General features: G+C 40.2%; 33 protein-coding genes. 16 read left to right on the forward strand and 17 right to left on the reverse strand.

Annotated features, from left to right (window positions below; genetic code table 11):
- Positions 1-2: 2 nt before the first annotated feature.
- The 5 genes from G4420_RS00440 (at position 3) to G4420_RS00460 (ending at position 2,948) form a co-directional block, all read left to right on the forward strand.
- Positions 3-719, forward strand: a complete 717-nt coding sequence (locus G4420_RS00440) for a DUF5131 family protein (RefSeq protein WP_163321661.1) — start codon at positions 3-5, stop codon at positions 717-719.
- A gap of 120 nt (positions 720-839) precedes the next feature.
- Positions 840-1,124, forward strand: a complete 285-nt coding sequence (locus G4420_RS00445; RefSeq protein WP_163321662.1) for a hypothetical protein — start codon at positions 840-842, stop codon at positions 1,122-1,124.
- A gap of 256 nt (positions 1,125-1,380) precedes the next feature.
- The gene (locus G4420_RS00450) at positions 1,381-1,587 is read left to right on the forward strand and encodes a hypothetical protein (RefSeq protein WP_163321663.1); all 207 of its coding nucleotides are present in this window, start codon (positions 1,381-1,383) and stop codon (positions 1,585-1,587) included.
- Positions 1,588-1,815: 228 nt separating this feature from the next.
- The gene (locus G4420_RS00455; RefSeq protein WP_163321664.1) at positions 1,816-2,067 is read left to right on the forward strand and encodes a hypothetical protein; all 252 of its coding nucleotides are present in this window, start codon (positions 1,816-1,818) and stop codon (positions 2,065-2,067) included.
- Between the two features lie 53 nt (positions 2,068-2,120).
- Positions 2,121-2,948, forward strand: a complete 828-nt coding sequence (locus G4420_RS00460) for a tyrosine-type recombinase/integrase (RefSeq protein ID WP_163321665.1) — start codon at positions 2,121-2,123, stop codon at positions 2,946-2,948.
- A 298-nt stretch (positions 2,949-3,246) separates the two neighbouring features.
- Here the strand turns inward: G4420_RS00460 and G4420_RS00465 are convergent, their stop codons facing one another.
- The 16 genes from G4420_RS00465 to G4420_RS00540 form a co-directional block, all read right to left on the reverse strand.
- Entirely contained in the window at positions 3,247-3,729 is a 483-nt protein-coding gene (locus G4420_RS00465) for a hypothetical protein (protein ID WP_163321666.1), read from the reverse strand.
- A gap of 2 nt (positions 3,730-3,731) precedes the next feature.
- Positions 3,732-4,247, reverse strand: coding sequence for a hypothetical protein (locus G4420_RS00470; RefSeq protein ID WP_163321667.1), 516 nt, complete (start codon positions 4,245-4,247; stop codon positions 3,732-3,734).
- 162 nt (positions 4,248-4,409) lie between these two features.
- Positions 4,410-4,766 carry a hypothetical protein gene (locus G4420_RS00475; RefSeq protein WP_163321668.1) on the reverse strand — a complete coding sequence of 119 codons (357 nt, stop codon included), beginning with the start codon at positions 4,764-4,766 and terminating at the stop codon, positions 4,410-4,412.
- Positions 4,766-5,215: a hypothetical protein gene (locus G4420_RS00480; protein ID WP_163321669.1), complete on the reverse strand. Its 450-nt coding sequence runs from the start codon at positions 5,213-5,215 to the stop codon at positions 4,766-4,768. The genes G4420_RS00475 and G4420_RS00480 overlap by 1 nt, the downstream gene beginning before the upstream one ends.
- A gap of 32 nt (positions 5,216-5,247) precedes the next feature.
- Positions 5,248-5,676 carry a TIGR02594 family protein gene (locus tag G4420_RS00485; RefSeq protein WP_163321670.1) on the reverse strand — a complete coding sequence of 143 codons (429 nt, stop codon included), beginning with the start codon at positions 5,674-5,676 and terminating at the stop codon, positions 5,248-5,250.
- A complete protein-coding gene (locus tag G4420_RS00490) occupies positions 5,673-5,936 on the reverse strand; it encodes a hypothetical protein (protein WP_163321671.1) in 264 nt (87 codons plus the stop codon). Before G4420_RS00490 ends, G4420_RS00485 begins: the two co-directional genes overlap by 4 nt.
- A gap of 25 nt (positions 5,937-5,961) precedes the next feature.
- Positions 5,962-6,114, reverse strand: a complete 153-nt coding sequence (locus G4420_RS00495) for a hypothetical protein (protein WP_163321672.1) — start codon at positions 6,112-6,114, stop codon at positions 5,962-5,964.
- 55 nt (positions 6,115-6,169) lie between these two features.
- Positions 6,170-6,343, reverse strand: a complete 174-nt coding sequence (locus G4420_RS00500; protein ID WP_163321673.1) for a hypothetical protein — start codon at positions 6,341-6,343, stop codon at positions 6,170-6,172.
- Positions 6,344-6,353: 10 nt separating this feature from the next.
- Positions 6,354-7,106, reverse strand: coding sequence for a carbohydrate-binding protein (locus G4420_RS00505; protein ID WP_163321674.1), 753 nt, complete (start codon positions 7,104-7,106; stop codon positions 6,354-6,356).
- Entirely contained in the window at positions 7,103-7,987 is an 885-nt protein-coding gene (locus G4420_RS00510) for a YncE family protein (RefSeq protein ID WP_163321675.1), read from the reverse strand. Before G4420_RS00510 ends, G4420_RS00505 begins: the two co-directional genes overlap by 4 nt.
- Positions 7,988-8,023: 36 nt before the next feature.
- Complete coding sequence (locus G4420_RS00515; RefSeq protein WP_163321676.1) at positions 8,024-11,638, reverse strand: hypothetical protein; 3,615 nt, start codon at positions 11,636-11,638, stop codon at positions 8,024-8,026.
- Entirely contained in the window at positions 11,638-12,009 is a 372-nt protein-coding gene (locus G4420_RS00520; RefSeq protein WP_163321677.1) for a hypothetical protein, read from the reverse strand. The genes G4420_RS00515 and G4420_RS00520 overlap by 1 nt, the downstream gene beginning before the upstream one ends.
- A 4-nt stretch (positions 12,010-12,013) precedes the next feature.
- Positions 12,014-13,180 carry a hypothetical protein gene (locus tag G4420_RS00525; protein WP_163321678.1) on the reverse strand — a complete coding sequence of 389 codons (1,167 nt, stop codon included), beginning with the start codon at positions 13,178-13,180 and terminating at the stop codon, positions 12,014-12,016.
- Positions 13,181-13,246: 66 nt separating this feature from the next.
- Positions 13,247-13,903 carry a hypothetical protein gene (locus G4420_RS00530; RefSeq protein ID WP_163321679.1) on the reverse strand — a complete coding sequence of 219 codons (657 nt, stop codon included), beginning with the start codon at positions 13,901-13,903 and terminating at the stop codon, positions 13,247-13,249.
- 76 nt (positions 13,904-13,979) lie between these two features.
- Positions 13,980-15,335, reverse strand: a complete 1,356-nt coding sequence (locus G4420_RS00535; RefSeq protein ID WP_163321680.1) for an SU10 major capsid protein — start codon at positions 15,333-15,335, stop codon at positions 13,980-13,982.
- Positions 15,336-15,366: 31 nt separating this feature from the next.
- The gene (locus G4420_RS00540; RefSeq protein WP_163321681.1) at positions 15,367-16,182 is read right to left on the reverse strand and encodes a hypothetical protein; all 816 of its coding nucleotides are present in this window, start codon (positions 16,180-16,182) and stop codon (positions 15,367-15,369) included.
- A gap of 170 nt (positions 16,183-16,352) precedes the next feature.
- Here G4420_RS00540 and G4420_RS00545 point away from each other — a divergent pair, with 170 nt between their 5' ends.
- The 11 genes from G4420_RS00545 to G4420_RS00595 all read left to right on the forward strand — a co-directional run bounded on the left by G4420_RS00545 (position 16,353) and on the right by G4420_RS00595 (position 23,163).
- On the forward strand, positions 16,353-16,607 hold the full coding sequence (locus G4420_RS00545) for a hypothetical protein (RefSeq protein ID WP_163321682.1): 255 nt from the start codon (positions 16,353-16,355) through the stop codon (positions 16,605-16,607).
- Complete coding sequence (locus G4420_RS00550; protein WP_163321683.1) at positions 16,600-18,627, forward strand: hypothetical protein; 2,028 nt, start codon at positions 16,600-16,602, stop codon at positions 18,625-18,627. Before G4420_RS00545 ends, G4420_RS00550 begins: the two co-directional genes overlap by 8 nt.
- On the forward strand, positions 18,614-19,279 hold the full coding sequence (locus G4420_RS00555; protein WP_163321684.1) for a hypothetical protein: 666 nt from the start codon (positions 18,614-18,616) through the stop codon (positions 19,277-19,279). Before G4420_RS00550 ends, G4420_RS00555 begins: the two co-directional genes overlap by 14 nt.
- Before the next feature lie 152 nt (positions 19,280-19,431).
- Positions 19,432-19,623, forward strand: a complete 192-nt coding sequence (locus tag G4420_RS00560) for a hypothetical protein (protein ID WP_163321685.1) — start codon at positions 19,432-19,434, stop codon at positions 19,621-19,623.
- 1 nt (position 19,624) lies between these two features.
- Complete coding sequence (locus G4420_RS00565) at positions 19,625-20,227, forward strand: hypothetical protein (RefSeq protein ID WP_163321686.1); 603 nt, start codon at positions 19,625-19,627, stop codon at positions 20,225-20,227.
- A gap of 2 nt (positions 20,228-20,229) precedes the next feature.
- Complete coding sequence (locus G4420_RS00570) at positions 20,230-21,222, forward strand: hypothetical protein (protein ID WP_163321687.1); 993 nt, start codon at positions 20,230-20,232, stop codon at positions 21,220-21,222.
- Between the two features lie 2 nt (positions 21,223-21,224).
- Entirely contained in the window at positions 21,225-21,578 is a 354-nt protein-coding gene (locus G4420_RS00575) for a hypothetical protein (protein WP_163321688.1), read from the forward strand.
- A 21-nt stretch (positions 21,579-21,599) separates the two neighbouring features.
- A complete protein-coding gene (locus G4420_RS00580; RefSeq protein WP_163321689.1) occupies positions 21,600-21,983 on the forward strand; it encodes a hypothetical protein in 384 nt (127 codons plus the stop codon).
- A gap of 159 nt (positions 21,984-22,142) precedes the next feature.
- Complete coding sequence (locus G4420_RS00585; protein ID WP_163321690.1) at positions 22,143-22,484, forward strand: hypothetical protein; 342 nt, start codon at positions 22,143-22,145, stop codon at positions 22,482-22,484.
- The gene (locus G4420_RS00590; RefSeq protein WP_163321691.1) at positions 22,481-22,849 is read left to right on the forward strand and encodes a hypothetical protein; all 369 of its coding nucleotides are present in this window, start codon (positions 22,481-22,483) and stop codon (positions 22,847-22,849) included. Before G4420_RS00585 ends, G4420_RS00590 begins: the two co-directional genes overlap by 4 nt.
- Before the next feature lie 41 nt (positions 22,850-22,890).
- Positions 22,891-23,163: a hypothetical protein gene (locus tag G4420_RS00595; protein WP_163321692.1), complete on the forward strand. Its 273-nt coding sequence runs from the start codon at positions 22,891-22,893 to the stop codon at positions 23,161-23,163.
- Between the two features lie 232 nt (positions 23,164-23,395).
- Here the strand turns inward: G4420_RS00595 and G4420_RS00600 are convergent, their stop codons facing one another.
- Entirely contained in the window at positions 23,396-25,327 is a 1,932-nt protein-coding gene (locus G4420_RS00600) for a portal protein (protein ID WP_163321693.1), read from the reverse strand.
- Positions 25,328-25,335 lie beyond the last annotated feature (8 nt).

The following is a 25,335-nucleotide window of genomic DNA, read 5'->3' on the forward strand; positions in this document are numbered from 1 at the left end:
TCATGAACAAAAGCAAAGGAAACATGTACCCATGGGTTACTCATACCTGGAACCCTCTGGGCGGCGAATGTCCTCATCGATGCTCTTACTGCAGCACAAACAAATTAAAACGTTGGCCCGGTATAAAATCAAAGTATTCGGGTAAACCACGTTTGTACGAAAGCGAGTTACAAACAAACCTCGGATCCGGAAACTTTATTTTCGTTTGCGCCCAAAGCGATTTATTTGCCGAAGCTGTTCCAAGCGAAATAATTGAAAAGATACTGTTGTATTGTATGCGTTTTGATAATAAGTACCTGTTCCAAACAAAAAACCCAAAACGTTTACTCAGCTTTCAAAACGAACTAAAGGCACTCGATTTTGTATTGTGCACAACAATAGAAACCAACCGGCACTACACTACCGAAATGCGCGATTGCCCAAAACCCGAAGATCGCGCCCACTGGATGAATGAAATTGCTCACGAATTCGGATTTAATTACCCAAACGAAAAACTCTATGTTACCATCGAGCCAATAATGGATTTTGATCTTCATCAATTCGATACATTAATAGAAACCTGTTTGGCTACCCAGGTAAATATCGGGGCCAACTCCGATGCCAAACGACCCGTTCCCGAACCTTCAAAAGAAAAGGTTAACGCTCTTATTAAATGCCTCGAAAAGCATACTACTGTAAAAGTAAAATCAAACCTTCAACGTATCATAGGCCCTCCATAGTGGAGTATATTAATTTGTTGTAAACACGTTTTAATGTGTTACAACGGATAGTGGTATGATGTCGAAGCGTGGCACACCACGAAAGTTTATTTGAAACACTAATTAAAAACAAAAATAGAGATGGAAACAGTAATTATAAGAACCAATATGGGAGAAAAGGAAGTTAAATCATTTGCCAAATTTGAAGTATTTGGCGAAAACTTCCATGTAACTAGAAGACATGAAACAAAAACTGGCTATACTGCTACGCATGAGGAAACTGGATTTTGCTTGATGCTTCACCGAAAAACAATAAAAGATTGCATAACTGCATCCCGTGAACATTTGGAAGGATACGGAAAAGAGAAAGTAATAACTGTACTGAACCAATACAAAGAGAAGATAGAGCAAGGTGAATTTGACTAATATGTGTGTTGGCTTTTGTTTTTAATTGTTCCGAGTTTGCAGAACAGTTACTACAATGAGCCGAACAGCTTTGCATTATACCACATGTTAGCGCGGCGAAGCGAACGTTTTTAATATTGAGTATCGAACTTATTAATCGCTTCTTAAAATGCGCGCTAACGTATGGTTGTATGAAACGTGCGAAATATCCTACTGAACTTGATACTAGAGAAAAAATAATAATGCCTTGGGCGGGCTTTGTAAAACCCTTTCTATTATGGAAAATAACAGAGTTTTGACAAAAAGAGAGATTAGAAACGAACTTTTCGGCATTCTATCTATGTGTGATGGATTTACAGATGAAGGAAGTATGGTTGGTGGAGAACGTAAAACTGAAATGATAAAGTATTTGCCGAAAATGATAGCTGCAAGAATTATGGACTTGCAAGACTTAATTGATAAGTGCGAACTTTATGGAAAGTAGTTGTGCGTGTGGCATTATTATTTTGCTCCAATTACGCACCGAAGATTGAACTAGGTACGACCGCAAGCATGTTTTATACAACGTGTTAGCGGTATGTGCCTTAATTCTTCGATTTCAAAGTTATGTAATAACCTTTTTAGGCATTACCGGTACGGCTGTATGATTAGTGTGCTTTACCAAATTTGCAGAGAATTAAATACGAGATATAAACATTAAAATTACTGAGCGATGGATGAACAAGAACAAATATTTTGGGAAATGATAAACTTTGAATTAGGTGAAACTTTAGAATACCTAAAAGACAAAGAGAGTATATGGCAGCACCTTACGGACGAGAACAAAGCATTAATTATACAGCTTGTTAGCGTTGCGAAGCGAACGGTTAGCATGGAGGAGCTTATGGTTTACTACGGACAAAGCAAACATATATTTAGCGATTCAGTTGAGCAGATATTATCAGACATGCTAACTGAACGCTAACGCTCGAATAAACAACCCCCATTAAAACACACTTAATACTAAACACTTACAGTATGAAAAATGTGAAATTGCTAAAAGATTACACACGCGAATTAAAGATTCGTGGAATGGCTGAAAGTACCCGAAAATCCTATCTGTCGGCTTTTAAAAGTTTTCTGGCTTATTTCGATGGCGAAGATTACCGGTATATCTCAAAACAAAGTATTCTCGATTACCTGGAATCACTGTTCGATATAGCAGCATCAAAACCCTATATCAATATGCAGATTAACGCCATTAAATTCTACTACGAAAAAGTGTTAAATCAGCCGCGAAAAACATATTACCTTCAGAGGCCGTTTAAAGACCGTAAATTACCTGTCGTTCTTTCAATCGAGGAAATACATATGATTTTGGAGAAGATTGGAAATTTCAAGCACAGAACGATGATAGAGACAATTTACACACATGGTTTAAGAGTTTCGGAACTTCCGGCACTTACTTTATCCGATATTGACAGCAAACGAAATGTCCTCATCGTTAAAAATTCAAAACAAAACAAAGACCGTAACATCCCACTCGATCAGGTTTGTTTGGTCCACCTGCGCCAGTACTACCGTAAATACAAACCTAAATTTCTCCTGTTTCCCGGACAAAGCGGATTGTATTCTCCTACCTCAATTCGTAAAGTACTAACCAAAGCCGTACAAGCTGCCGGAATTACTAAAAACGTAACTTCACATACTTTACGGCACTCCTACGCAACACACTTACTGGAGCAGGGAACCGACCTAAGATATATTCAGGAAATATTGGGCCATGCCTCCAGTAAAACTACCGAAATTTACACCCACGTAACAACAAAACACCTCGGCTCTATTCAACTCCGTTGGGCCTCCTAAAAAACAATCAACTGAAAAAAGAAGGCTGCTCCTTCCCCTTTTAGGGGGAAGTCTCCGTCGGCTGACGGAGGAAGGGGGTCACAAGCCAAAACCAAAAAACTTGCATATATGACAGCCAGCTTGCATATATGCAAAGCCCCGTAGTCAACACCACGGGGCTTCTTTCCTATTAAACCTAACATATGAAAATATATCGCGTAGCGATTCCTTATCCTTTTCCCCCTTCAGGGGAAAATGTCGGCGTAAGGCTTGTGCGAGGCCGACAAAAGGGGTCACACTCCCCAATTACATATCAATATTAACCGATCGCCGGTTTCCGCAACTCGGCACTAAGTCGTAATATTTCCCTTATTTTCAGGTTAAACAAAGTGGAATAGGCTTGTGCCTGGTCCATTCGGCCCTTTATTACAAACCACTCGCCCAATATGTAATTCACCAAAGCCTCCTCAATTACCAAATCAATATCCTTGGGTGTATTGGGGTTTCCTCCCGTTTCCTTTTTAATTTTTAATTCTACACTGGCATCGGTTATTGTTTGGGCATTGGTTATTCCAAATGTCAACTTACCAAAATATTGAAACACCTGTTTACCAGCATCTTTCATTTTCAGAATAATGGTGTCCTGCTCATCGTCAGTCACCGCGTATTTATCTACCATCGATATTCCTTCTTCCGGAGGAAACGATTGTGCAGCACGGGCACTCAGTTGTTGCACCTTATCGTTTAAGGTCGCTAATGTGTAGGTAAATACAATATCGTTATCGTTAACTACTACTGACATAATTAAAACATTTTATATTTTCGTTTTAAGCCTTTCCTGCGGTTTATATATCCCAAAAGGTCGCTATGGTTACTTTCGTACTCATTCATAAAAAAACCGCCATCTATGTTGTTGTGAGGAAGGAATTTGCCAATGGCATAATTTACCAAAGCATTTTCAATGGCATTTTCCATTAGCGGCAGTATTGTGGTGCTCATGGTTTCGGTTTCAATCATACGGAACACTACACAGTTTTGGGTTTGGTTTTCTTCCTCATCGGTGTAGGTTACATCCCATTCAAAACCCTCCAGTGGAGTTTCCAGGTTGGCAAGGTCGTGTGTATAAGGCTCCATCATGCCAAACACTTTTATTGCAGCTTCTTTTATCAGCTTCTTTACAAATTTCTCATCGCCATCGCCCATCGAAACATCATCAAGCTTTGCTATTCCAAGCTCATCCTTGTGTTCTTTTAAATACTGAACACTGTCGTACTTTGCCCGGGCAAACACGTTTTTTATTTCGTACCAAAATACCATCATGTCTGTTAACTTTTAAATTCCTATTACATCAATCCATCCTTTTCAGCACGAAGGCTGTTCTTTCCCCCTTCAGGGGGAAATGTCCGGCTTTGACGGACAAAGGGGGTCAGGGTTTTAGAATCCCGGCCTCCCACCGGGATTCATTGCAAACCTTACCACAACTTATGGTGTACCACCTGTCAATGCCGTTTTACCGGCATCTTTCGGCCTTATCTCAATGATAACATCGTCCAATTCGGCCCTTACCACCTTTCCGGCAGCAATGGCCTCTTTTACATTGTTCTCAATCAACGAACCATCATCTTTGATAGACTTATCTATCCTATCCGACAGGTCCGATAAACTGAAGAACAATTCTCCAACTTCTTTAAAAAGGATTGTTCCTTTTTTAGAGTACTTGTCAATTACCAATGCCCATCCTTTTTTCTTGATGAACAACCAGGCAACAGAAATAACACCTAACAGGCTTATTCCCGATACCCATCCTTTAACATCTGCTAAAATGTTTAATAGTCCCATTATGCTGCGTTTTGAATAAATGTTTTATAATAAAGCTCAACGTAAACTCCTGATTCTCCCCAGGTAATTTCATTTGGCGTATCGTCGGTATTGGATAAATCAACCAATATTTGTTGCGCCAATTGTGTGCAGAACTTTTGCCACAATTCGCCTTCGGTATACTTAAGTTTCGCGAATAGGGCAATTAACTGTTCTTCCGGATCTTCTATGTTTGCTATTTCGCTAACAATATTTAATTGCATTGAAATAGTGGGTATATGCTTACGGGCCAGTGCAATGGCCTTATTTATAATAAAGTCGTCGAACTCTCCGGGAATAATTGTTTTTACCACCTCGCCAATTATATCTATACTACCGGTCTCAATACCTTTTTTTACACCCTCAACAACTGCCGAAGCAATGGGTACCAATCGGTCAACTGCTTTATCAAGCCCTTTCAATAGCTTCATAACCCAGTACCATAATTTTAAGAGTAACTTTTTCATTTTTCTTTTAATCGTCTGAATCCTAATAAATCCTTATCGCGGTATAAACGGATCGATACCTGGTTGCCCTGGTTTCCTCCGAGTACGTTTATCAATCCATCCTCATCAATGTTTATGAAGATGCCTACATGCCCCTGCCAACTTGAATTTCCCCTTTTGAAAACAACTATATCCCCCATTTGAGGATATGCCGGTATTTCTCCAATTTCCAACCAACTACGGGCATTGGCTTTATGGGTACGTTCCAGTCCGGCTTTCATACATGCCCAATCAACAAAAATGCTGCACCAGGGCGTTTCATCATCGTTTACCCAGGTATGACCGGCTTCGTGTGCGTAATTCAGGATAGTTTTATTGTCGCGCTCTCCTGCAATCTCTTTCACACCATATTCGGCCAATGCTATTTCAATTAATTTTTGGCTCATTGTTTATCAGCTTTAAATTCCAGTTTCCGGTTTATTTCCGAAATATCTTTATGAATTTCTTTGATCGTAACTTCGTAAACATTCCGATCTGCTTTGTTCTGTTCAATCCTCGCCTGTTCCTTCTCCACGTAATTTAATCGATCATTTGTTTTGTAGTAAAATCCTACACCACTTACTACTACCAAAAGAGCCAACGAACCGGCAATTTGCCAAAGCGTTTTTTTAAGTCCGGTTATAAAAGCAATGTCTTTTTCGCTCATTTTATCACAACTTATTATTGGGTTTTTATTTCATTCCTAACAGTCCCAAAAAAACTTCCTTCGCTCCTTTTAACCATTTCCGGCTTTTCTTCTCTGCTGCTTTTTCGTGTATGCGCTGTATAGCTTCCTGCTGAAGCTGCTCCGGTGTTTTATTCTTACTTCGCTTTTTCCTTCCCATGGGTATTGTTATTTTAATTCTACTTTTTACCTGAGATTCAAATTCGCGCTCGGTTTTATTTTTGTACTTGTTTGAATCGGATAACATGATGTTCCTGCTTTAGCATTTTGTACTGGCGAATACTAAGCGTTTCATCCACTTCCCATCCTTCTTCGTAAAAGGCATTCAACAAACTTTCGTATTGCCCGTAATCTTCATAGGTGAATGTTATTTTTTCAACTTTGTACATAGCTTTTTAATTATTCAATCAACTGCCATCCTGCCGGGTAAACGGTGGGGCTCCACGTATTTGCATCAATAAGGCTTTCGTAGGTGCTGCCGTTAAATAGTACCCGGTCGCCCAGGTTATAGGCATCCTGTGCGCCGGTAGGTTGTACCCACTCAGCAACTTGCCCCGGAGGTGTAAATGGTGTATACAGTGCCGGGGTTTGATTGGGAAACCAATCGGCTTGCGAGGTGTGTGGTTGTACTACCTTATACAAAGTTGAATCGTATACAAACACTTCTCCGGCTTCATAGGCTACTCCCTCGCGGTATTGTTTATAAATGCCGCTTAGTACTTCCAGTTCTTCCGTTGTAATGCTATCCGATTGCAAAAGCGGTTCACTCAGTAAGCGGAGCAATGCTTTTATTTGTGCGTAATCGAAATTTTCATCAAGGCTTTGCAGCAGGTTTTCTTTGCGCTGGGCCAGTTCTTGTGTCGTTAAATCGTTTACACTCCTGGTTACATAATCATTTGCCGCATCGTAATACAGTGCACCTAAACGTTGTGTTTCGCTGTTATATTCGGGTACTACCTCGGTTCGCCAACCATCGGCATACCAAATACTATCCGATAGGTTATCGTAGCCGTAAACGGTTCCTGTGGCTCTTACAAAGGTTTTGGGTATTGAACCCGATTGTACTATTTCACCGTTAGCTACTCTGTGGTATCTTTGCCCACTTGCTGCAAGCGAGAAAAGAAGTATTGATATGTATAGTAGGTGTTTCATTGTTTATAAATAATTCCTTGCCATATGTAGTAAGTATATCTATTCATTGAGTAGGCATAAGCATAATTATCAAACTCATAAACATATAAGGACGCATCACCTAAGCCATTGATATACTTGAAATTATTATAAGCAGCCGTTGATATATCCCAAGCGGTAGACAAATCGTATTGAGATATTCTATTGTTCCCTAATTCGGTTATCCAAAACGTATAACCATCATTTGAAAAACATACATGAGGATTTGAATTTGTCACACCAATATTTTGAACGTAACTTGCAGTAGATATGTCCCAAGCTGTCGATAATGTATATTCATATAAGTTACTTGTGCCTGAAACATACATTTTAAATCCATCAACACTAAAATCTACGCCAAAAGGTGAACCGGTTTGCCCCGAAACTGAAAAATAAACATTATCGTAACTTACCGTCGATATATCCCAAGAGGTAGACAGACTGTAAGAATAAATGCGATCATTAGCACTACCCGCAATAAACATTTTAGCCCCATCCTCGCTAAACGTCAAACCAAACGGTGTGCCATCTTGACTTACTGAAAAATAAGCATTATCGTAACTTGCAGTAGATATATCCCAAGCTGTTGATAAACTATAAGAATAAACTCTATCGTTAGAAGTAGAGCCGTAAAAAAACTTTGTTCCATCGCCTGAGAACCATAATAAATACGCATAAGAAATATTGTCATTTCTAAAGTAAGCTGTTTGAACCGATTCGTAGGAAGTTATATCCCATCTTACTGGAGAAGAATCTGCTGAAATTACAGGCTTTTGCATTGCCCCAATACCAGGTATCTGTCCTTCAATTTCGCATGAGAAAAGCGTTATTACTAATGCTATTAAAAAAATTATTCGTTTCATATTATTAATCGTTAATCTTTAATTATTAACCCTTTATCAGCTTGCTGCTTGTGTTACACTCATGGTAAAAAGGTTCGTTCCTATGCAATGGATGTAGATGTAGAAAGTTCCATCGGCAAAGTCTGCCGAACCGTTTAATGTTACTATCTCGCTCGGCACTGTTACCGATGTAAAGGACGAAATGGTAAGTACCACACAAATGGTTTTATTTATCTGCGGATTACTTATAGCGATGGTTCCGCCTCCGGTTACGGTTGAATAAATAATTGGCTTACCCGAGAAGTCCCACGAAAGGTCGTTGTCAACTATGGTGTCGGTTAAAGTTGTGGCTACATTTCCATAATCTACTACATCATCGGCAATGGTTAAAGCTGTTTCGCCTGTTACTTCTCCAGTATGTGTGGCATTGGTTTCTTTGGCTGTATTGGCTGCTACGGCTGTTGTGGTCGAAATATCCACTGTTTTAGTTGCTTCGCCATCATTTTCAATACTTAACTGAATATCATTTCCTGAAATACTGAAAACATCAATAGTCTGATCGTCGGTATTGGCTTCATAGCCATCTTGTAAAGGAGATAAATCGATACTACGTGTTGCTTCGCCATCGTTACTAATCGACAGTTCAAGATTGGTACCTGTTAACTGTGCAACATCCAATGTTTGTGCATCGGTATTATCTAAATATGGTGAAAGACTAACACTGTTTCCATCCTCAATACTCAATGTATTGGTTACGAGCGAAAGCGTTTGATCATCGGTTCCGGTGCCATCCTGCAAACTGGCAAGGTCAACAGTTCGTGTACTGTCGCCATAATACAGATATAGTGTTGTGCCCAGTATTTTCAGGCTGTCAACTTCGGTCCGGTCGGTAATTAAACTTATGGCTACGTTTATACTTTCGTCAATGTATTGTTTGGTGGTATCAATGTCGTATTTAGTAGCCAGTTCAGTTGTATCGGCAGTAATTTGTATATTTCCATTTGCATCACCTCCTACGTTAACCCCGTTGGTTCCCATAAGATTGTAATATACCGGAGATGTTGCTGTTTCGATTCCATTGATATAAACAGGAGCATGTAAGTTTACCGCAGCTATTTTTTTATGTGTAGTTCCATCAGAAATCATTAAATATTTACTTCCTGAATTAAGGATCGATAAGGATGGTAATTCAGTCAATCCCGGAATATCAACACCCAGTTTATTGCCTAATGTGCCATCGCCTTTCAGGGTACTATCGCTTTCTACGGTTTGTGTTCCCCAATTATCGCCATCAACGTCTAATTCAATGTTGTCAATTTTATTGTTAATTACTGTTAGCGAATCCAGTATGTTATCAATGTCGTAGCTGTTCTGTATTATTGTGTCCCAAACATTCGTTAATTCAAGGTTTATTACCGTTATCGAATCGTACAGGTTTTCAATGTCAACATTCACTACCGTTAACGAATCATACAGGTTGCTAATGTCGTTTGTTAAGTTGGTAATCGAATCGTACAGGTTCGATATGTCCGTATTAATTATGGTAATCGAATCGTATAAATTATTGATCTCAATATTTACCTGTGTTATCGAATCGTGCAGGTCAACAAATATCGAATCGTGCAAATAAAGTGTCGAAAATATACTATCCAACTGTTCGCGATGAACGATTAAACTATCAATATTGGTCTGAATAGCTGTGCGGTGTATAAGCAAACTATCCTTAACCGTTTCTATTTCGGTACGGTGTACAATAATCGAATCTTTAACGTTTTCAAGTTCTGTGCGGTGTTCTGTTATACTGTCTTTTAGTGCTTCAATTTCGGTACGGTGTACAAGCAAACTATCTCTTACATTCGCACTAAGCGTATCAATGTCGGTTTTGGTTGCCATAAGCGCTGTATCAACCTTTAACGGATCGCCAATGGTTCCCACTCCATTCAGGGTTTCATCCGAAACAACCACCTGGTCGCCCCAATCGTCGCCAACGGTTGCAGGTATATCTATTCCTCCCTGTAAAATCACATAATCAATGTACCAACCATCGGGGGCAGTCGATTTAAAAAGGTCGTTTATAACCCGTATCTCATCAAAATAAACGGAGCTGATTACAAATTCAGATAAATCAATAGAAACAAACTGCCACTCAGTAGTTGAATTGTTGTAATCGATAAGCACCGGGCCTGTAACTGTTACACCATTCCAATACAACTGTACAGCCAAATCATCTTTAAAATAAAGTGGCTCCTTTAACTTTAACCATAATGATAAGGTTTCATAGTCACCTATCGCTATATCCGTAGCCGATTGAAAATAAATATAATCGCCGTTATTTAATGTATTACCTTCGGCAGCAATGCTTCCGTTGTGTACTACTGCGGTTTGGTTAAAATCGGTAACTACACCCGAATAGCCGGTTGTCCACTCTACATTCTCATCATACACTACTTCTGTTACTAACGAACCGCCGCCAGGATCACTTGGTTCGGTTGCATTGGCAAGTATCAATACACTTGTAAGCGGCAACTGGCTCGATAAATCATATTGTGGTGTTTGCGGATTTACCGAAGGTGTTCCGGTAATATAACTTACCACTCCCAGGGTATCTACCACAAATAAATCAAATCTGCTATTGGTAGCATCAGCAGCAGTAAGCGTTAGCGTTGTGGAGCCGGAGGTGTATAATGTACCATCGATGTAATAAGCAGCCGGACCAACGGCAAATGTTAACCCGGTTTGCCAGGTTACTATTCCTCCCGAATACAATCCATCGGGTTTCGGTATATCGGTAATGGTTATTTCCTCCCCGTTGGCGGTGTAATTCAGCCACTCTATCGGGAATGTATTATCAGGTATTACATAAATCGTATCAATAGGATATTCTAAATTGTCAAGCTTGGTTTTATCTCCGGGTGCCAATAATCCTGCATTGGTTTGATCGGCCAACGGAAGATTAGTATCAGTACCCGTACTCGAATGTACGGTAATATAAGTTGGTGTTGCGGTATTGCTTAAATCAGTTACGCCAAAACTCAAACTATTCAGGTAATCGTAAATGGCATTTTTACTGGCGGCATCCATATCGCCATCCCATGCGGCACTAAAAGCATCATCTTCAATAATGGTAATAAAGTAAGCCGTATCGTGCCCAAACCATGTTCCCTGCCAATCGCCCGTATTATCAAGTTCGGTTAAAAAACGCGAAGTATCTACCCGTAAAGGATTGGTAAAGGTTCCCTCTCCTATTAATGTGCTGTCGTGGTATACCCAACTCAACTTTTGGTTAAACCGTACCCAATCCTCCCAACTTAACCAACCGTTCTGTGCCGATCCTGCCTTAAGCATTCCCAATACCTGTTCGTTCAAATACATACCGGCAAGTGTAGCGTTGGCATCAAGAGTTAAAATATCGTGTCCACCTGCCAATGCTGCAAGACTGTCATTCAACGCCGTTGGAGTAACATATTTGGTCGAATCTTCAACACGAAGAACCATACTGTCTATCAGGTCCGAAAAATCAATAGTATCGCCATGCCATACCAGGTAACCCGAAATACTTATTTCTGCTGTTTGCAGGTATGGTATCGATTTTGTCCTGGAATTGGGCCTGTTCTGTGCAAAACCTGTTGCAACCAGTACCAATAGTAATATGCTAACTAAATATCTTTTCATTAGGTAAAAAATTCTACTTTAGGTGTCCTTCTGCTGGTTTGCCATTTAATTGTGCAGGGCTGCAAACAGTTTATCACAAACCCGTTAACAGTTTTATTTTCATCCAGTATCTCCAGTTCATCGCGCACATCAACTCCATCGGCTGTTTGTGCTTCAATTACATCAATTATGTAACTGGTATCATCGTAAGGGTCGTCTCTTGTAACATCAACTCCATCATCCGAAAAGCTTATTACATTATCTCCGGCAACCGCTTCCGTCACGCCGAATTTCATCAACCACGCATTAATAATATTTGCCCTTGTATAATCCTGTTGTTCTTTTACAAGGGCCTCAACCAATGCCATTTGCTCTACTGATAATGCTCCCATAATTCTACCTTAAGTTGGTGTAACATAAATTGGCTTGCTCAAAGGCCAGCTTACTTAATTCCGCAAGATTTATGTTTTGCAAAATCTTACCGGCACATATCCAGCTAATCGAATCCCAAAGATTTCCCGGTGTATCTTCGGCGGCCATTATTGGGATATATAAAAAGCGGTTTATAGTATGTGCTGATTTTACCGAGTAGTATTCAAGTACTTTTCCTGTATAGGGCACCTCATCTTCTGCAATAGCTTTGCCTAAATCAATGTCCTGTGTCTTGTCTTCATATAACGAAGTGTTTTTACTATAAGTAGCCGTTGTACCATCGCCATACGTTAGCAGATAGTTATTTTCATCTGCCGTAATTGATATTGCTAATTTGAACTCACCTCCATTTGCTTCAGTACGATATACCTCAACTGACGTAACCCCATCTGTAAAAGGTATAGTATATAGGTTTATATATTTTGTTTCGCCAGAAGCTATCGTTATCGAAGATTCTACACTGGCATTCGATTCACGTGTACCATAAAGATATTTTGCCTTGTATTTATATACTCCTTCTGGAAATCCACCTTCCCACCCGTCTGGCACCAAAGAACTAAGCAATTGAAATGAGTCTGGTATTACTAATTCTACTGCAGCATGTTTTGTAATCGCAACAACGGGTTTTGCTGTTCCGCCCCTTGTATATTTATTACCTTGTTCCTGATATTTGGCATCAGCTATTGTGATTGGTTCCGAAACCTGTCTTTTCCATTCACTTAGTCGCAAAGCAAAAAGCCGTAAATAGTCTTGAGGACATTTTATATAACCTATTTTATCGTCTTTGTCATCAACTATAGCACTTTCAAGCGACTGTTTTACCGGGCAAATATGTTTGGGCGCTGTTTGTAATACATTCTTTGCAGCCTCATCCAAAAGTCCGTTGATATACAAATCCAATGGATCACTAACATTAGGCTCAGATTCTAAGTTATAAACAACACCTTCGCCTTGCGGAATAAGCTCATCAAGTTTAATCTTAACCAAATTAACAAGTGCCATTCGTGCATCGCTAATCTCGCCTATGCCTCCACTCCCCGAACCATCACCATCGGTGCTTAAATCCAAACTTTCCAGTAAGGCTATAAGCGCTGATTGATATGCTAGTTTTTCCTGTACTAATGTGCCCATCGTATTCTTTAATGTAAAAAAGCCCTACCCTGAAAGGGCAGGGCTTTCAAATTCTCTGGTTTTATGCTATTCTTCAAGGTTCTTGTCAACCACCAAGTCAAATCCTTTTTCTTTCGCTAATTCAATAGCTTTTTCAGTGTTTGTTTTTGGCGAACAAACTACTCCCATTTCAGCCAGCCATTTTTTAGCTGCAGCAAGTGTTTTTACTTTTTTCTCCGGCAATCCGGTTGAAGGAGAAGGCTGTTCGCTCTCCCCTTGGGGGGTTTCTTCCTCATTTGGATCTGGCGAAGGTGTTTCTTCATCATCCTTATCGCCTAATCCGTCATTAATAGAAGCAATAAGCTCACACGCTTTCTCCTGGTAATTTTCTACCGTTGCATCAGGATAAAGTTTTAACACCTCATCAAGCAATGGTTGATAAACCGATGTGTTGGCTTTTACCGGGATATTTACCGGCTCTGCTAATACTTTTTTTGAAGGAAATACGGGGGCTTTAGTAACCGGCTTATGACTGTCGGAAACCTTCTGTGGGGCTTCGCAATTGAACATTTTTTTGTAAAACGGAGATGCTTCAATGTGTTTTTGCCATTCCGGGTCTGTTGTTTCAAAAAAGAATCCACCATTTGGGTTTCTTCCTGAAAATGGCAGTAGTACGCTGCTCTCTCCATTACTTACCTCTATGGTAAGCGGAGAATAACTAATATATCGTTTTAATGTTGCCATTGTTGTAGTTTTAATTATTAAGCAAAATGAAAAGTAACGGAGCAGAGAAAACTGCTCCGTTATATAGATCGGAATACTAACTTCCTTCGATGATGTAGTGTGATTTTTTATTCTTCACCAACATAGTTGAAGTTTGCTCAATTGCATAAGCATCAACTTTGGCAATACCCGACGATTTTTTGTCAATCTTACGAACATTAAAACCGGCTCCGGCAAGGTCGCAGGTTCCAATATTGGCTTTGTCAACCACAATACCACCTTTAGGTTTGCCTAACAAGTCCATTTGTTCGTAGTAACTTACATTCAATGTACCAAATGTCGAAACAAGTTTTACAAACTCAATTCCGTGAACTGTTTCAACCTCTTTCGCTGTTAATCGTTTATTATCAACATTAACTTTTTCAATGGCTTCAATCAAATCAGCACCACCAAGCAGGTAACGCGATTTACTTCCGTTATTTCCGGTAAAGAATGTTTTTAACCAGGTAGTAAAATCACCGGCGCTCGATAAGTTAGCCAGCGTAGGAGTAAGTATTTGTACACCTGAATCGTTCAGAATACCCTGACAAGTGTAAATTCGTTTTTCTTCTCCGTCAACAGTTACACGGCTTACAGCTTTAAAACCTCCAAGGAAAGCTCTTTCGCGCTGAAGCTTGAAATCTTCAATCGCCATTCGTTTTAACTGAGCAATACCCCAATCAGCTTCTTTTTTCATTAGCTGTTGAAATTCACTTTCTTCAACTTGTTCCATAAAGTTCTGAACATAGTTAAAGTCAGTTTCAGGTAATTTACCCCATGCAGTTGTACTTGCGGCAATCTCATCGTGTGCCGAACCTGAACGATAAATTACTTCTGCGGCAAGATCGGTATTGGCCAACGTGGTACCAGCATTCAGTAACTGGATAGTCATTTGATTAGTTGTTGGGAATCCGGTAACAATACCTACAAGGAAACGCGAACCGGTGGCTACAAGTGTTGGTGCAGTGGTAATACCTGTAAAATAAATGGTATTTAATTTGGTAAATGCCGAACTGTCATCAACAGTCAATGTGGTCACTCCACTCGAAATTGCAGTTGCACTGGCAATCGTGGCGCTTAATCCTCTGGCATCAACAGCATAGTATTTCTTTTCCCAACTATTAGTGCTTTCAATGGCATTGTCGCTCATCAGGGTTAATAGCGGTGTTTGATAGGGTTTGTACAGCTCAACTCGCTTCTGTACATCGCGCATATCTAAATACTGCGCATCCTCATCGTAAGTAGCTCCACCCGTAGCGGCTTCTTGTGTCACTGTGCCACCGGCAACAACTGTGCCTTCAGCAGCAAATACCGAAACAACCGGGAACAGTCCCGCAATTGCTCCAACTACAAGCCCAACTACCATAAGCAATGCCAGACTTGCTAAACCTTTTAAACTAAATATTCGTTTCATAATTAATTAAAATTTATTGTTTAATCATTCCTTAAATAACTCCTTCAAAAAACTTTTCAGTTTCGTTCAATTTGCGCTTAGGCTTATTACCTCCGCTTGAAATGTGTGGCATTCCATCTCCCTTATCTGCATTTTTCATGCGATCGGTTATTTGTTGGTTTCTGCCTCTTGTTTCTGCAGTTTCTATTTCTGCATTTTTCAGCTCCTCAATCTCTTTCATCTTTTCGTCATAAATCCATGCCTTGTAAAGCGAGGCAAAATGCTCAGGACTAATGTTATCATCTACCAGGTCGGCTTTAATCGAATCAACGAATGTTAAAAAGGCGATTCCCTTTTCTTCATCCATTTCTTTTTCTTCAATAAACTTCGCGGCATTTTCAAGCGAGATTTCGCCATTCTTTTTATAGGTAGCCATGCGCTCATCGCGGCCCTTTATCTCCTCATCACGGGCCGCAACGGCACTGTTGATATTTTCCCAATCCGGTGCACCTTCAGGTGGATTTAATACGTCACGGTCAAATGTCCGGGCAATCGCTTCTACCGGGTCCATTCCTTTTTCACTTATGTAATAAAGCATCTCAGCAAAAGCAGGAAATCGTTTTGCAGCAGTTAATAACTTCTCTTGCGGTCCACTAAGTTTATCAATCACCATTACCGCATTTTTTTCAACATCCTCAGGTGTCGCTTCCGGCACATACTTTCTTACTGCAATCAACAAAGGCGTTTCCTCTGTCTCTTGTTCTTCCGGCATAGTTTCAGCTAGTGCCTCTACAGTTTCAGTAGTTTCCGGTATAGCCTCTGCTGCGGCTTCTTCGTTAACAACTGTATCTTTTTTCTCGTCTACCATGATTTACCGAATTAAGTGTTAGTGCCTTTCGGCTTTATAATGGTATAAAAGTAGAGTAGTCATTCCTTATTTACATGTACATTGTTCACATATAGTTGATAAATATTCACGTTTATATGTTTTTTGTACATGCTTAATTGCATAAATTAGTAGCAACAAATTCTAATAAAATGCCAATAGCTAATACCCGGCTCGAAGCAGCCATGATCCTCATCGATGAAAGAACCGAGGAATACAACAAAAAATTCAAAAAGGTGCGCGAAGAACATGGCGACTGCGTTGCTCCAAAAAAACGAAGCGAAATTATTGCCGAGGTGGCCGAAGAAACTTTCTACAACGAAAAAACACTGATGCGAAAACATAACGATTGGATGAAAAATCGCGGAGTGTTTGAAAACCGGGCACCCAAATGTAATAATGAATAAATCGATTACCGAAATATTAAACGAGAACAGCCGACGCAATAGCTTGCTCGATGCAACTTACGATCCTTTGCGCGGAATCGGTTCGCCACTGGAACGTACAAAAGTTTGGTTCCCGGATGTTGACATGGAGCTGTTTTTACCCAATTCAATGTTGGAGGCCGAAATAACTTCAATCATTTTAAAAGCCGGTACATTCAAAAAGGCAGCAGCAAATCTTAATATTTCAGTAGGCAAATTATTTCAACTATTTATTCAGGAACGGTTTAAGCACGACTTTGAGTTTTGGGCGGCAATGTGCGTTACTATTCTGAATAAAGATACATTCAAACACGTTCCTTTTATTCTTAGAGGTGCTCAACGAGAATTGCTTTACGAACTGGAGGAAATGCGCCTTCGTGGCGTTCCTATTCGTGTTGTTCTGTTAAAGGCCCGGCAATGGGGCGGATCTACATTAGTACAGATTTATATGATGTGGATTCAGCAAATTCATCGCGAAAACTGGCATGCTGCCGTTTGTGCCCAGGTTGACGATGCCGCCAAAAATATTTCGAACATGTACGACACTGCCGCCGAACATTACCCGAAAGTTTTTGGTAAAATTACTTTCAAACCCTATAAAGGCTCATCAAAAAACCGGATGTCGGTAGAGCGCAAATGCGTTATAGGTGTGGGCTCTTACCTTAATCCCGATCAGTTCCGTTCTTACAACTATGCCATGGCCCATTTATCAGAGGTAGGGCTTTGGAAAGACACGGAAAAGATTAAAGCAATGAACCTGGTTGCATCGCTGAAAGAAACAGTGCCCGATCAACCTTATACCCTCATTGTTGAAGAATCAACAGCTAAAGGACTAAATTATTTTCACGATTCATGGCAACTAGCCGTTTCCGGCAAATCACGCTACAAAGCTGTGTTTATTCCGTGGTGGAAAATCGACAGGTGCAGAACACCGCTTGAAATACCGGCAGAAGATTTTATAAAATCGTGGGAAGATTACGAATGGTATCTTTGGGAATTGGGCGCTACGCTCGAAGGAATTAACTGGTACCGGCTGCATAAAGCCGATAAAGGATACCAGGATTGGGAAATGATGTCGGAAAATCCATCTACTCCCGAAGAGGCTTTCCAATCATCCGGACAAAAAGTATTTCCTCCGAATTATGTTCTGGCTGTTCGCCGCCATTGTATCGATCCTGTTTTGGTAGGCGACGTGTACGGCGATGCGCGATTAGGAAAAGAAGCATTAAATAATGTACGAATAGAAGAAGTTCACCAGGGAAACCTTAAAGTATGGAAAACGCCCGAAGAACTTCAGGCTGCAATACTGCCCATACGTTATCGCTTTTGTGGGTTTGCCGATATTGGTGGTATTTCGAAAAATGCCGACTACTCGGGTTTTAAATTAATCGACCGCGAACCTATGCTTTACGGTAACGATCCGGAGGTGGTACTCGACTGGCACGGACACCTTGATCAGGACTTGTTTGCCTGGAAATGTGCACAGCTTTGTATGGCCTATGCCAACCGCGAGATTAACGAATTCCCCTTACTGGCTTTCGAAGTTCAATCGCTAAAAAAGAAAGGCGTTGAAGGCAACCATTCACTAACAATTCTCGACGAAATTAAAGACGACTACCCAAATATATATACCCGTAACGATCAGGAAAAAGTGGGTGACGAATGGATACCTAAATACGGCTTCCACACCAATACAAAAACTAAAGGATTAATAATTAACGCCCTTCGTGGCTCTATGCGCGAAATATTCAGGGCCGAAACTGGCGAACAGGACGATTGGGGCTACATAGAGCACGACACGAACGCCTGTGATGAATTCTCATGGTACGAAGTAAAAGAAAACGGAGAACTCGGAAACATCGATGGTAAACACGACGACAGGGTAATGTACACCGCCGGAGCTGTATGGCTGGCCATAAAACACATGGACCTGCCCAAAATGATTAATACAACACGATTACCAAAAAGAAATACAAGAAATACAAGTTATGCAAAATTCTAAAAAAGTGAACAAAGGTATGCCTACCTACCTCGAACTGCATCTTACCGAGTGTTTAACACGCGAAAATGTAACAGTTCCAAAACAGGCTTTCCCGTACATACGCGAAGCAATGAAAGACTTTGCCGCTTATTCAGTACGCGAAATTCGCAAACAAGAACGCGACGATATGTTGTGGGTATTTCGCAACCTGCCAAGAGTATTCTTACTAACCCGGTGGAGAATCCAGAAACTGTACATCCGCAGGCGGTTCTTTAACATGGCTAAAAAAGAAGCAATTGCCCGGGCAAATACCGAAGGCTATAAAGTGTATGTAGTGCGCGACAGCGATTTCAGGTATCGAACATTTTCAACGCTCGATTTTAAAATCCATAAAACAATCCGGGCCTTCAAAAAAGACCTTACCGCAAAAGATATGGAGCGTACCGCAGCATATATTGCCCATCCGCCAAAGGGCTCAACCGGATCGGGTCATGCCGCACACGATGTACATGAAATTGCACGTAGTAAACGCAAAAACAAAGGCACTAACATTCGGCTTAAAAAGAAACGCAACCAGGCAAAACACCGCAACATTCAACCAATCGCCAATCCTAAAAACAAAAAGCCGGAAGATGAAACGCAAGAGAAAAATGAAAGGCAAGAGAAGGAATAAGAAGGCTGTTTCCTCCCCCTCCGGGGGGAGGTCGGTTTTAACCGGAAGGGGGTCAACACGCCCAATAAAAAAGCCAAAACAAAAACCTGCTCCATGGTACGAAAAATACGGTACCTACCCTTTTGCAGGTATGGATATAGACTACGAATAATATGAATGAAGTACACCAGTTTTTGCTAAAAACTTACGCTAAAACAAATCGGCCATTATTTCCGGTTATTTTGCTCAAACTGGCCTTTGGCCCTACTACTGTTGTGCAGCTTAACGAACTTCGAAAAGAAGGTATTGTAAAACGAACAAACGCTGCTAACCAAACTTTTGCAGAACTATTAAAAACTGAATAATATGAAAAAACTATCGTCATATCAAAAACTAAAACAACGAGTAGAAAAGCTTGAAAAAGAAAAGCGAATACTTGTACTTGAACCTAATTCAGTAGAAGCAATGAATATTCGAGCAGTTATTGTAACTGGCCAAGAATTAACCAACAATATTCTTTGGGGCAGCAGACATGGATCCGGAAACGGAATACTTGATTTAATAAATCAAAATGCTGAGTGCAAAGAATCAATTCCTGAAAAGTTTCTTCGCTTAGCCCAGGAATTTAAACAATTACAACCCGACAAAGAGCAAAAGTCGATTAAAACAGGTCGTAAGTTGATCGAAATATTTAACGACTACATGAATTCAAAACTCAAACAAAAGAACGGAGAGAAACTTAGTTGTAAAGAAATATACGGTATACCGGTAGAGGAAGTATCGTATTACCCCGAAAACTTCTTCATTTTTGATAATAAAATGTATTGGATTGAGGGAGACGTTATTTCTGTACAAAAGATTCCTGAATTAAAGCTTGATGAACAAGCAATATTTATAAGAGATCCACAAACAGTAGATACACCTTTTGTATCAATGTCATTTCATGGTTTTTATCCACTAAAAAAATAAATATGAAAACAATAAATCTCTATTTCGATTTTGAATTTACCTCACTATCTCCCGATGCTCAACCTATTTCGCTTGGGATTATAAGTGATGAATTGTGCAGTAAATGTATTGATAAAAACTTGCAGCCAAATGAGGATTGTGAGAATTGTTCTGGTGAATGGCATAAAGGTTTCACGCAAAAATCCTTCTACGCCGAATTCTCCGATTACGATAGTAATCGTTGTGATGATTGGGTAAAAGAAAATGTGTTGAGCAAACTACTTATAAAAGAAAATTCAGAGGTTGGTAAACAATTACCAAAAACGAAAGTAGTAATAGGTGCAATTCATTCCGTTAGTAATTATCTGAAAGAATGGCTTCATCAATTCTCCGACTACCAAATACAATTCATTTGCGATTGTGGTACCTGGGATTGGTACTGGTTGGTGCAGTTGTTAGCTGAATGGGAAATAAAAAAAGAGATCGATAACTTAAAATACTTAACAGATCCAATAGATGAATTAAAGTTTCAGCAAATGAAGTTCCTTACTAAAGCAGGAGAACGAATTATGATTGCTGAAAGTGAAAATGGTTTTGGATTGGAACGAATTTCAATAATTACGAGAACCGGCCTCCCAAAACTCCCCGATAACATTTCCCCGGTCCCGTTCGATCTGAACGATTTAATTTCCATTAAAAAAAGTATTACACCTAAAGAAGCTTTTGATTTAAACCGGGAAGAACTATGTATTGATGTTACTGATACAGAATTATGGCAATCATTAGAACGAATTGATAAACATTCATTACCCCAAAGGCACAACGCCCTTTGGGATGCCAAAGTAATTAAGGAAATCTATCAAAAACTGAAGAGACAAAAAGGTTATTCAGCCAATATTGACGATACAACGCCCTTTGGTACTCAAAGCCACGACCATAATAAACACCGTGTATATGTGGACGGACTAAGCTATGAACAGGCAAAACTATTACAAACAACCATTATAAATCTTTAATAATGCAACAAGGAATTAACGTATTTATAGAAGACAGTTACAGCAGCAGACATAAGTTTGTTTGGGTAACTGAACTCGTTGGAACAAAAATGTACAATCTGCATTTCGACGGATTACAAATCGTTCGTACTGAAATAAAAGACGAACTGGCTACACCTAAAGGTCTTGGGCTGCAACCTATGTTGTCGCTTCCTGAGACGATTTCGAATATCGTTTTTAAAGAGATAGCAGAAACACTGTCTCGGAAGGGAATTAAACCAGATAATCAACACACTCTTGAAGGTGAATTAAGAGCCAAACAGGAACATCTTGACGATATGCGAATGATTGTAAAGAAAACCCTGAAGATCGATTAATTAACTTATAAGTTAACTACTATGTCATGTAAGAAAATAGCAATTATAGGTGCAGGACAAGGATTACGAGCAATCGCAATGGGCTTACAAACAGGAATAGCTCCTCATCGACTTACGAATGATGACTTGACTGCATTTGTCAAACAAGTGTTTAGTAATAATTCTGTCGAACCACGAAGATTAATTATCGGTCCTGACTTTGCCCCTGCTTATCGAAAGGAACACGGCGATGATGAATTCTATGAATTAGTAACCAGTAAACACATACAGCTTCAATGCGGTGAAGAAACTTACAACTACATTATGGATTTTGTCAAGTGGTACGAGCTTAAAGATTCACAACGTAATAAACCAAAACTTAAAAATAATGGGAGTAATAACCTACACAAGACCGGCAAAGTGTAAAGACTGCGAACATTGCCAGTATTACTACGAAGGAAAACGCAAGTTTCACAAGTGCGTAAAAAAGGACCGAAGAACCACACTGAATGAATCTGCTTCATTGTGTGTAGATCGTGGAGATTTTAAAATGAGAGAGAGTTATTACCCTAAAAGGTTAGACCAATGAAAAAAATCCACTGCAACCAATGTAACAAGTTTCTGTTCGAAACAGAAAAGTCATGGGGTGCTGCCGGTGCCGAAGCGCAACATAAAGGCTTCGTGTATAAAATTCCGGCTCTGTTCACCGATAAATACCCTCGGCTATTTTTCTGCAATCACGAATGCGGTAAGCTATTCTACAACGAAAAAATTCCGAAAAACGAAGAAGTTACAAAACAAATTAACGAACTAAAAGCTGAAATACCCGATCATGCAAAAGCATGTGCAAAAGCTTTAGGGCAAATTCACTCAATGATGGGATTACCTAAAAGCGCATTCGGAAAACAAGGACCACATAAAAAATGAAAGTAAAACGCTTTAACATACCTCTATACGGTTACGGGGTTTCGCTTATCGAAGTGGAAACTAAAGACGATGCCAAAATCATTCGTAAAGAACTGAAACGAAACAGGATCGATCCTGAAGATATTTCACAAATCGAGGAAGAAATAATACAGGGAAAATTTAACGGGGGTTATACTTACCGGCACCAAAAGTCAAAAATGTTTTGCGTTATTCTTTTTCCTTGTACTTCTCCTGCTCAACGGCTTAATACCCTGGGCCACGAAAAACGACACATTGAAGATCGATTAGCGCAATATGTTGGAATAGATGATATTGAAGCCATGGGATATATTGCCGGTTTCCTTACTGAAAAATTATTTGCTTAATATAAAAACCTTGCGGCGTAAAGGTTAGCTGCTATTACATCATGCCTACAAATAATGAAATAACAAAAGAAAAAGAATTAAACTTAGTGTTAAACGAGTTAGAAAATGCGGTTGGATTAGCTTATCGTAATTCGTGCCGGGTAAAAGAATTGCGCGAAAAACTAAAAGGTAAATCAATACAGGAACAATCGAAAGAAAACGAATCTACTGAGCCTAACTCATTTCTTTCGCGGTTTAAGGTAGTGCTTCACCGCCTTATCGATACTAACGATGCAACATCTGAAGAACTAATGCAAATTGAAGAACTTATTTAGCACCGGAACCGAAAGGAGAACCGCTGCCTGTGAAAGTCAGGCTGTTAATTTAACTCCGGTAGCCGTTACTGCCGGAGTTTTTTATAACAAAAACCCCGGCTCAATAAGAACCGGGGCCAAACTACCTAACTAAACTAAACCTCCCAAACAAACAACAAAACATCATTATAGCACAAAGGCTGTTCCCTCCACCTTTAGGGGGAGGTGTCCGCAGGACGGAGTGGGTCAGAGGTCACGCCGCAACCTCCCTCCGCTGCACCGCTTGTCCCAATCCGCTTAATACTGCATTCGGATCTTCTCCACTCTCGGCCTGTTCTTTTGCATTCTGTAAATCTTCTAACAGAGCTTTGCTGTAAGGATAATCGGTATGTTTCAAGAACTGCTCCAGTGTAATTAACTTCTGAATTAACAGGTCTTTCAGCATTTCATCATTCATAGCCTTATAAACCGGACTGTCGCCACCTTTGGCAATTACCAGCTGTAAATCGTTGGCTAACTTACGCGCCTCTGCCGGGTCGTAATATTTATCTTCTTTACTGTCGCTGCCGGTAACGGTAAGGTAACGCCCACTGTTATAAAACTGAAGAATCATATCCAGTACTTTCATATCGCGTTTTTTGCGGTACGATGCAAAGAAATCTAACCAGCGTTTCAGGTTAATAGTGCTTCCCTGTGCTTCGGCAATATACCGGCTGGCCGGTACATTCGATCCTGCACTTTGCCCTTGTAAACTTGGCTGTACTCCCGAAATATCCTGCATTAACTTGGTGTACATATTAATAATCTCAAACAATGCCCGGTCAAGTCCGGCACCTTTAAGCTCTTTCGGGGGTTTTGCACCATCTTTTAATCGTAACACAATTACTCCACCAACCCTGCGGTAATCTTCTGCAATATCTTCAGGACGTTTATCGCCTAAGCTGGCCTCATCAATAATAAGGGTATTTTTTGCACTGGTATTCAGTATAAAATCCATCAAGGTAAATATGCGGTTATACTGCTCCTGGGTGTCTTTTAATTCTTCTACAAAACCAAATACCTCGCCACTTATTAACGGATATGGGGCCAACACAAACGGATGTTGAAAATTGCGGTAAGGACTAATACCCTCTTTAAGCACATGGCCCCATGGTGTCATAAATTTATAAAACCAACGGTAACTTGGTTCAAACTTATAATGAATACGAGGCACATCATCCATACTGAATCCTTCGGCAATGTACTTTTCAAATCGCTGTCGGGCAATAGCCTCCAGTTCTTCAATAGGTCGTGTCCATTCACCTTCGCTTCCATCAGCCTCATCGCTCCACTTAATAACATCAACAGCACGTTTTTCCCATACCTCAATCACCCGGCATTTATGACTTTCAGTTGGCATATAAAAATTCAGGTTTTTAATGCGCTCAGGGCTCAAACTGTCGTAATGCGGTGTTTCGTGCCGGTCAACATGATAAAGGCGGCGTATCGCTTCCTTGTCCGATGCTGATTGGGCAAAATGAACATACATATCATCCAGTGTCATATCGTGCAACATACCTATTAAACGCAGGTCCTTACCCCGAATATCCTGAATGTCGTTATTAAAGAAAATATAATTCGGATCGTAATAATCAATCAACACTTCATGGCGCTGTAAATCGGGCCAGTAATCAAAACCTAAACGCATGGCCGGAATTCCCGATGCTAAAAAGTAATCCAACACACGCGGATCCACTTCGCTAATTTCATTCACATCCAAAACCGACTGTAAAGCATTGGTGAGAATTTTTTCCTGTCGTGCCGATCCGGGTTTGCGCGATACCACCATACTTTTCCCTTTGTCCTGACGGAACAAACCCTCGATAGTGGTAACTATTGGCCGGATAATATTTTGCACATAAGGGGTTTTTCCCTGTTCAGCAATATATTCAGCTTCAGTTATTGTTTCGCCCGAATCGTTGGTTACTTTACGCTCCAGTTGACGGCCACGCATAAAATTTATATTCTCATGCATCCTGTCGCGCACATCTTCCAGGCTTTCCCAATACTGCCGGTATTCATCAAGGCGAACAACATTTTGGCTTAAATTGCGTTGCTTGGTAGCAAACAATATTTTGTCCGGCTCTAATCCCAGGTTACTCCGGGTACGCAATTTCATTTCTTTAGGCGAAATATCTGTTATCATAGCTTATA

The organism is Draconibacterium mangrovi (genome assembly GCF_010586825.1).
In the GTDB taxonomy this organism is placed as follows: domain Bacteria; phylum Bacteroidota; class Bacteroidia; order Bacteroidales; family Prolixibacteraceae; genus Draconibacterium; species Draconibacterium mangrovi.

Bases quoted from the DNA above. Each gene is read 5' to 3' on its own strand.
- G4420_RS00465 (WP_163321666.1), bottom strand. From the start codon at position 3,729: ATGTCAGTAGTAGTTAACGATAACGATATTGTATTTACCTACACATTA.
- G4420_RS00495 (WP_163321672.1), bottom strand. From the start codon at position 6,114: ATGGGAAGGAAAAAGCGAAGTAAGAATAAAACACCGGAGCAGCTTCAG.
- G4420_RS00520 (WP_163321677.1), bottom strand. From the start codon at position 12,009: ATGGGAGCATTATCAGTAGAGCAAATGGCATTGGTTGAGGCCCTTGTA.
- G4420_RS00440 (WP_163321661.1), top strand. From the start codon at position 3: ATGAACAAAAGCAAAGGAAACATGTACCCATGGGTTACTCATACCTGG.
- G4420_RS00565 (WP_163321686.1), top strand. From the start codon at position 19,625: ATGAAAAAACTATCGTCATATCAAAAACTAAAACAACGAGTAGAAAAG.
- G4420_RS00490 (WP_163321671.1), bottom strand. From the start codon at position 5,936: ATGAGCGAAAAAGACATTGCTTTTATAACCGGACTTAAAAAAACGCTT.
- G4420_RS00525 (WP_163321678.1), bottom strand. From the start codon at position 13,180: ATGGGCACATTAGTACAGGAAAAACTAGCATATCAATCAGCGCTTATA.
- G4420_RS00555 (WP_163321684.1), top strand. From the start codon at position 18,614: ATGCAAAATTCTAAAAAAGTGAACAAAGGTATGCCTACCTACCTCGAA.
- G4420_RS00590 (WP_163321691.1), top strand. From the start codon at position 22,481: ATGAAAGTAAAACGCTTTAACATACCTCTATACGGTTACGGGGTTTCG.
- G4420_RS00575 (WP_163321688.1), top strand. From the start codon at position 21,225: ATGCAACAAGGAATTAACGTATTTATAGAAGACAGTTACAGCAGCAGA.
- G4420_RS00580 (WP_163321689.1), top strand. From the start codon at position 21,600: ATGTCATGTAAGAAAATAGCAATTATAGGTGCAGGACAAGGATTACGA.
- G4420_RS00475 (WP_163321668.1), bottom strand. From the start codon at position 4,766: ATGGGACTATTAAACATTTTAGCAGATGTTAAAGGATGGGTATCGGGA.
- G4420_RS00585 (WP_163321690.1), top strand. From the start codon at position 22,143: ATGAAAAAAATCCACTGCAACCAATGTAACAAGTTTCTGTTCGAAACA.
- G4420_RS00455 (WP_163321664.1), top strand. From the start codon at position 1,816: ATGGATGAACAAGAACAAATATTTTGGGAAATGATAAACTTTGAATTA.
- G4420_RS00570 (WP_163321687.1), top strand. From the start codon at position 20,230: ATGAAAACAATAAATCTCTATTTCGATTTTGAATTTACCTCACTATCT.
- G4420_RS00560 (WP_163321685.1), top strand. From the start codon at position 19,432: ATGAATGAAGTACACCAGTTTTTGCTAAAAACTTACGCTAAAACAAAT.
- G4420_RS00600 (WP_163321693.1), bottom strand. From the start codon at position 25,327: ATGATAACAGATATTTCGCCTAAAGAAATGAAATTGCGTACCCGGAGT.
- G4420_RS00510 (WP_163321675.1), bottom strand. From the start codon at position 7,987: ATGAAACGAATAATTTTTTTAATAGCATTAGTAATAACGCTTTTCTCA.
- G4420_RS00550 (WP_163321683.1), top strand. From the start codon at position 16,600: ATGAATAAATCGATTACCGAAATATTAAACGAGAACAGCCGACGCAAT.
- G4420_RS00450 (WP_163321663.1), top strand. From the start codon at position 1,381: ATGGAAAATAACAGAGTTTTGACAAAAAGAGAGATTAGAAACGAACTT.
- G4420_RS00445 (WP_163321662.1), top strand. From the start codon at position 840: ATGGAAACAGTAATTATAAGAACCAATATGGGAGAAAAGGAAGTTAAA.
- G4420_RS00595 (WP_163321692.1), top strand. From the start codon at position 22,891: ATGCCTACAAATAATGAAATAACAAAAGAAAAAGAATTAAACTTAGTG.
- G4420_RS00535 (WP_163321680.1), bottom strand. From the start codon at position 15,335: ATGAAACGAATATTTAGTTTAAAAGGTTTAGCAAGTCTGGCATTGCTT.
- G4420_RS00545 (WP_163321682.1), top strand. From the start codon at position 16,353: ATGCCAATAGCTAATACCCGGCTCGAAGCAGCCATGATCCTCATCGAT.
- G4420_RS00500 (WP_163321673.1), bottom strand. From the start codon at position 6,343: ATGTACAAAGTTGAAAAAATAACATTCACCTATGAAGATTACGGGCAA.
- G4420_RS00515 (WP_163321676.1), bottom strand. From the start codon at position 11,638: ATGAAAAGATATTTAGTTAGCATATTACTATTGGTACTGGTTGCAACA.
- G4420_RS00505 (WP_163321674.1), bottom strand. From the start codon at position 7,106: ATGAAACACCTACTATACATATCAATACTTCTTTTCTCGCTTGCAGCA.
- G4420_RS00540 (WP_163321681.1), bottom strand. From the start codon at position 16,182: ATGGTAGACGAGAAAAAAGATACAGTTGTTAACGAAGAAGCCGCAGCA.
- G4420_RS00460 (WP_163321665.1), top strand. From the start codon at position 2,121: ATGAAAAATGTGAAATTGCTAAAAGATTACACACGCGAATTAAAGATT.
- G4420_RS00480 (WP_163321669.1), bottom strand. From the start codon at position 5,215: ATGAAGCTATTGAAAGGGCTTGATAAAGCAGTTGACCGATTGGTACCC.
- G4420_RS00485 (WP_163321670.1), bottom strand. From the start codon at position 5,676: ATGAGCCAAAAATTAATTGAAATAGCATTGGCCGAATATGGTGTGAAA.
- G4420_RS00470 (WP_163321667.1), bottom strand. From the start codon at position 4,247: ATGATGGTATTTTGGTACGAAATAAAAAACGTGTTTGCCCGGGCAAAG.
- G4420_RS00530 (WP_163321679.1), bottom strand. From the start codon at position 13,903: ATGGCAACATTAAAACGATATATTAGTTATTCTCCGCTTACCATAGAG.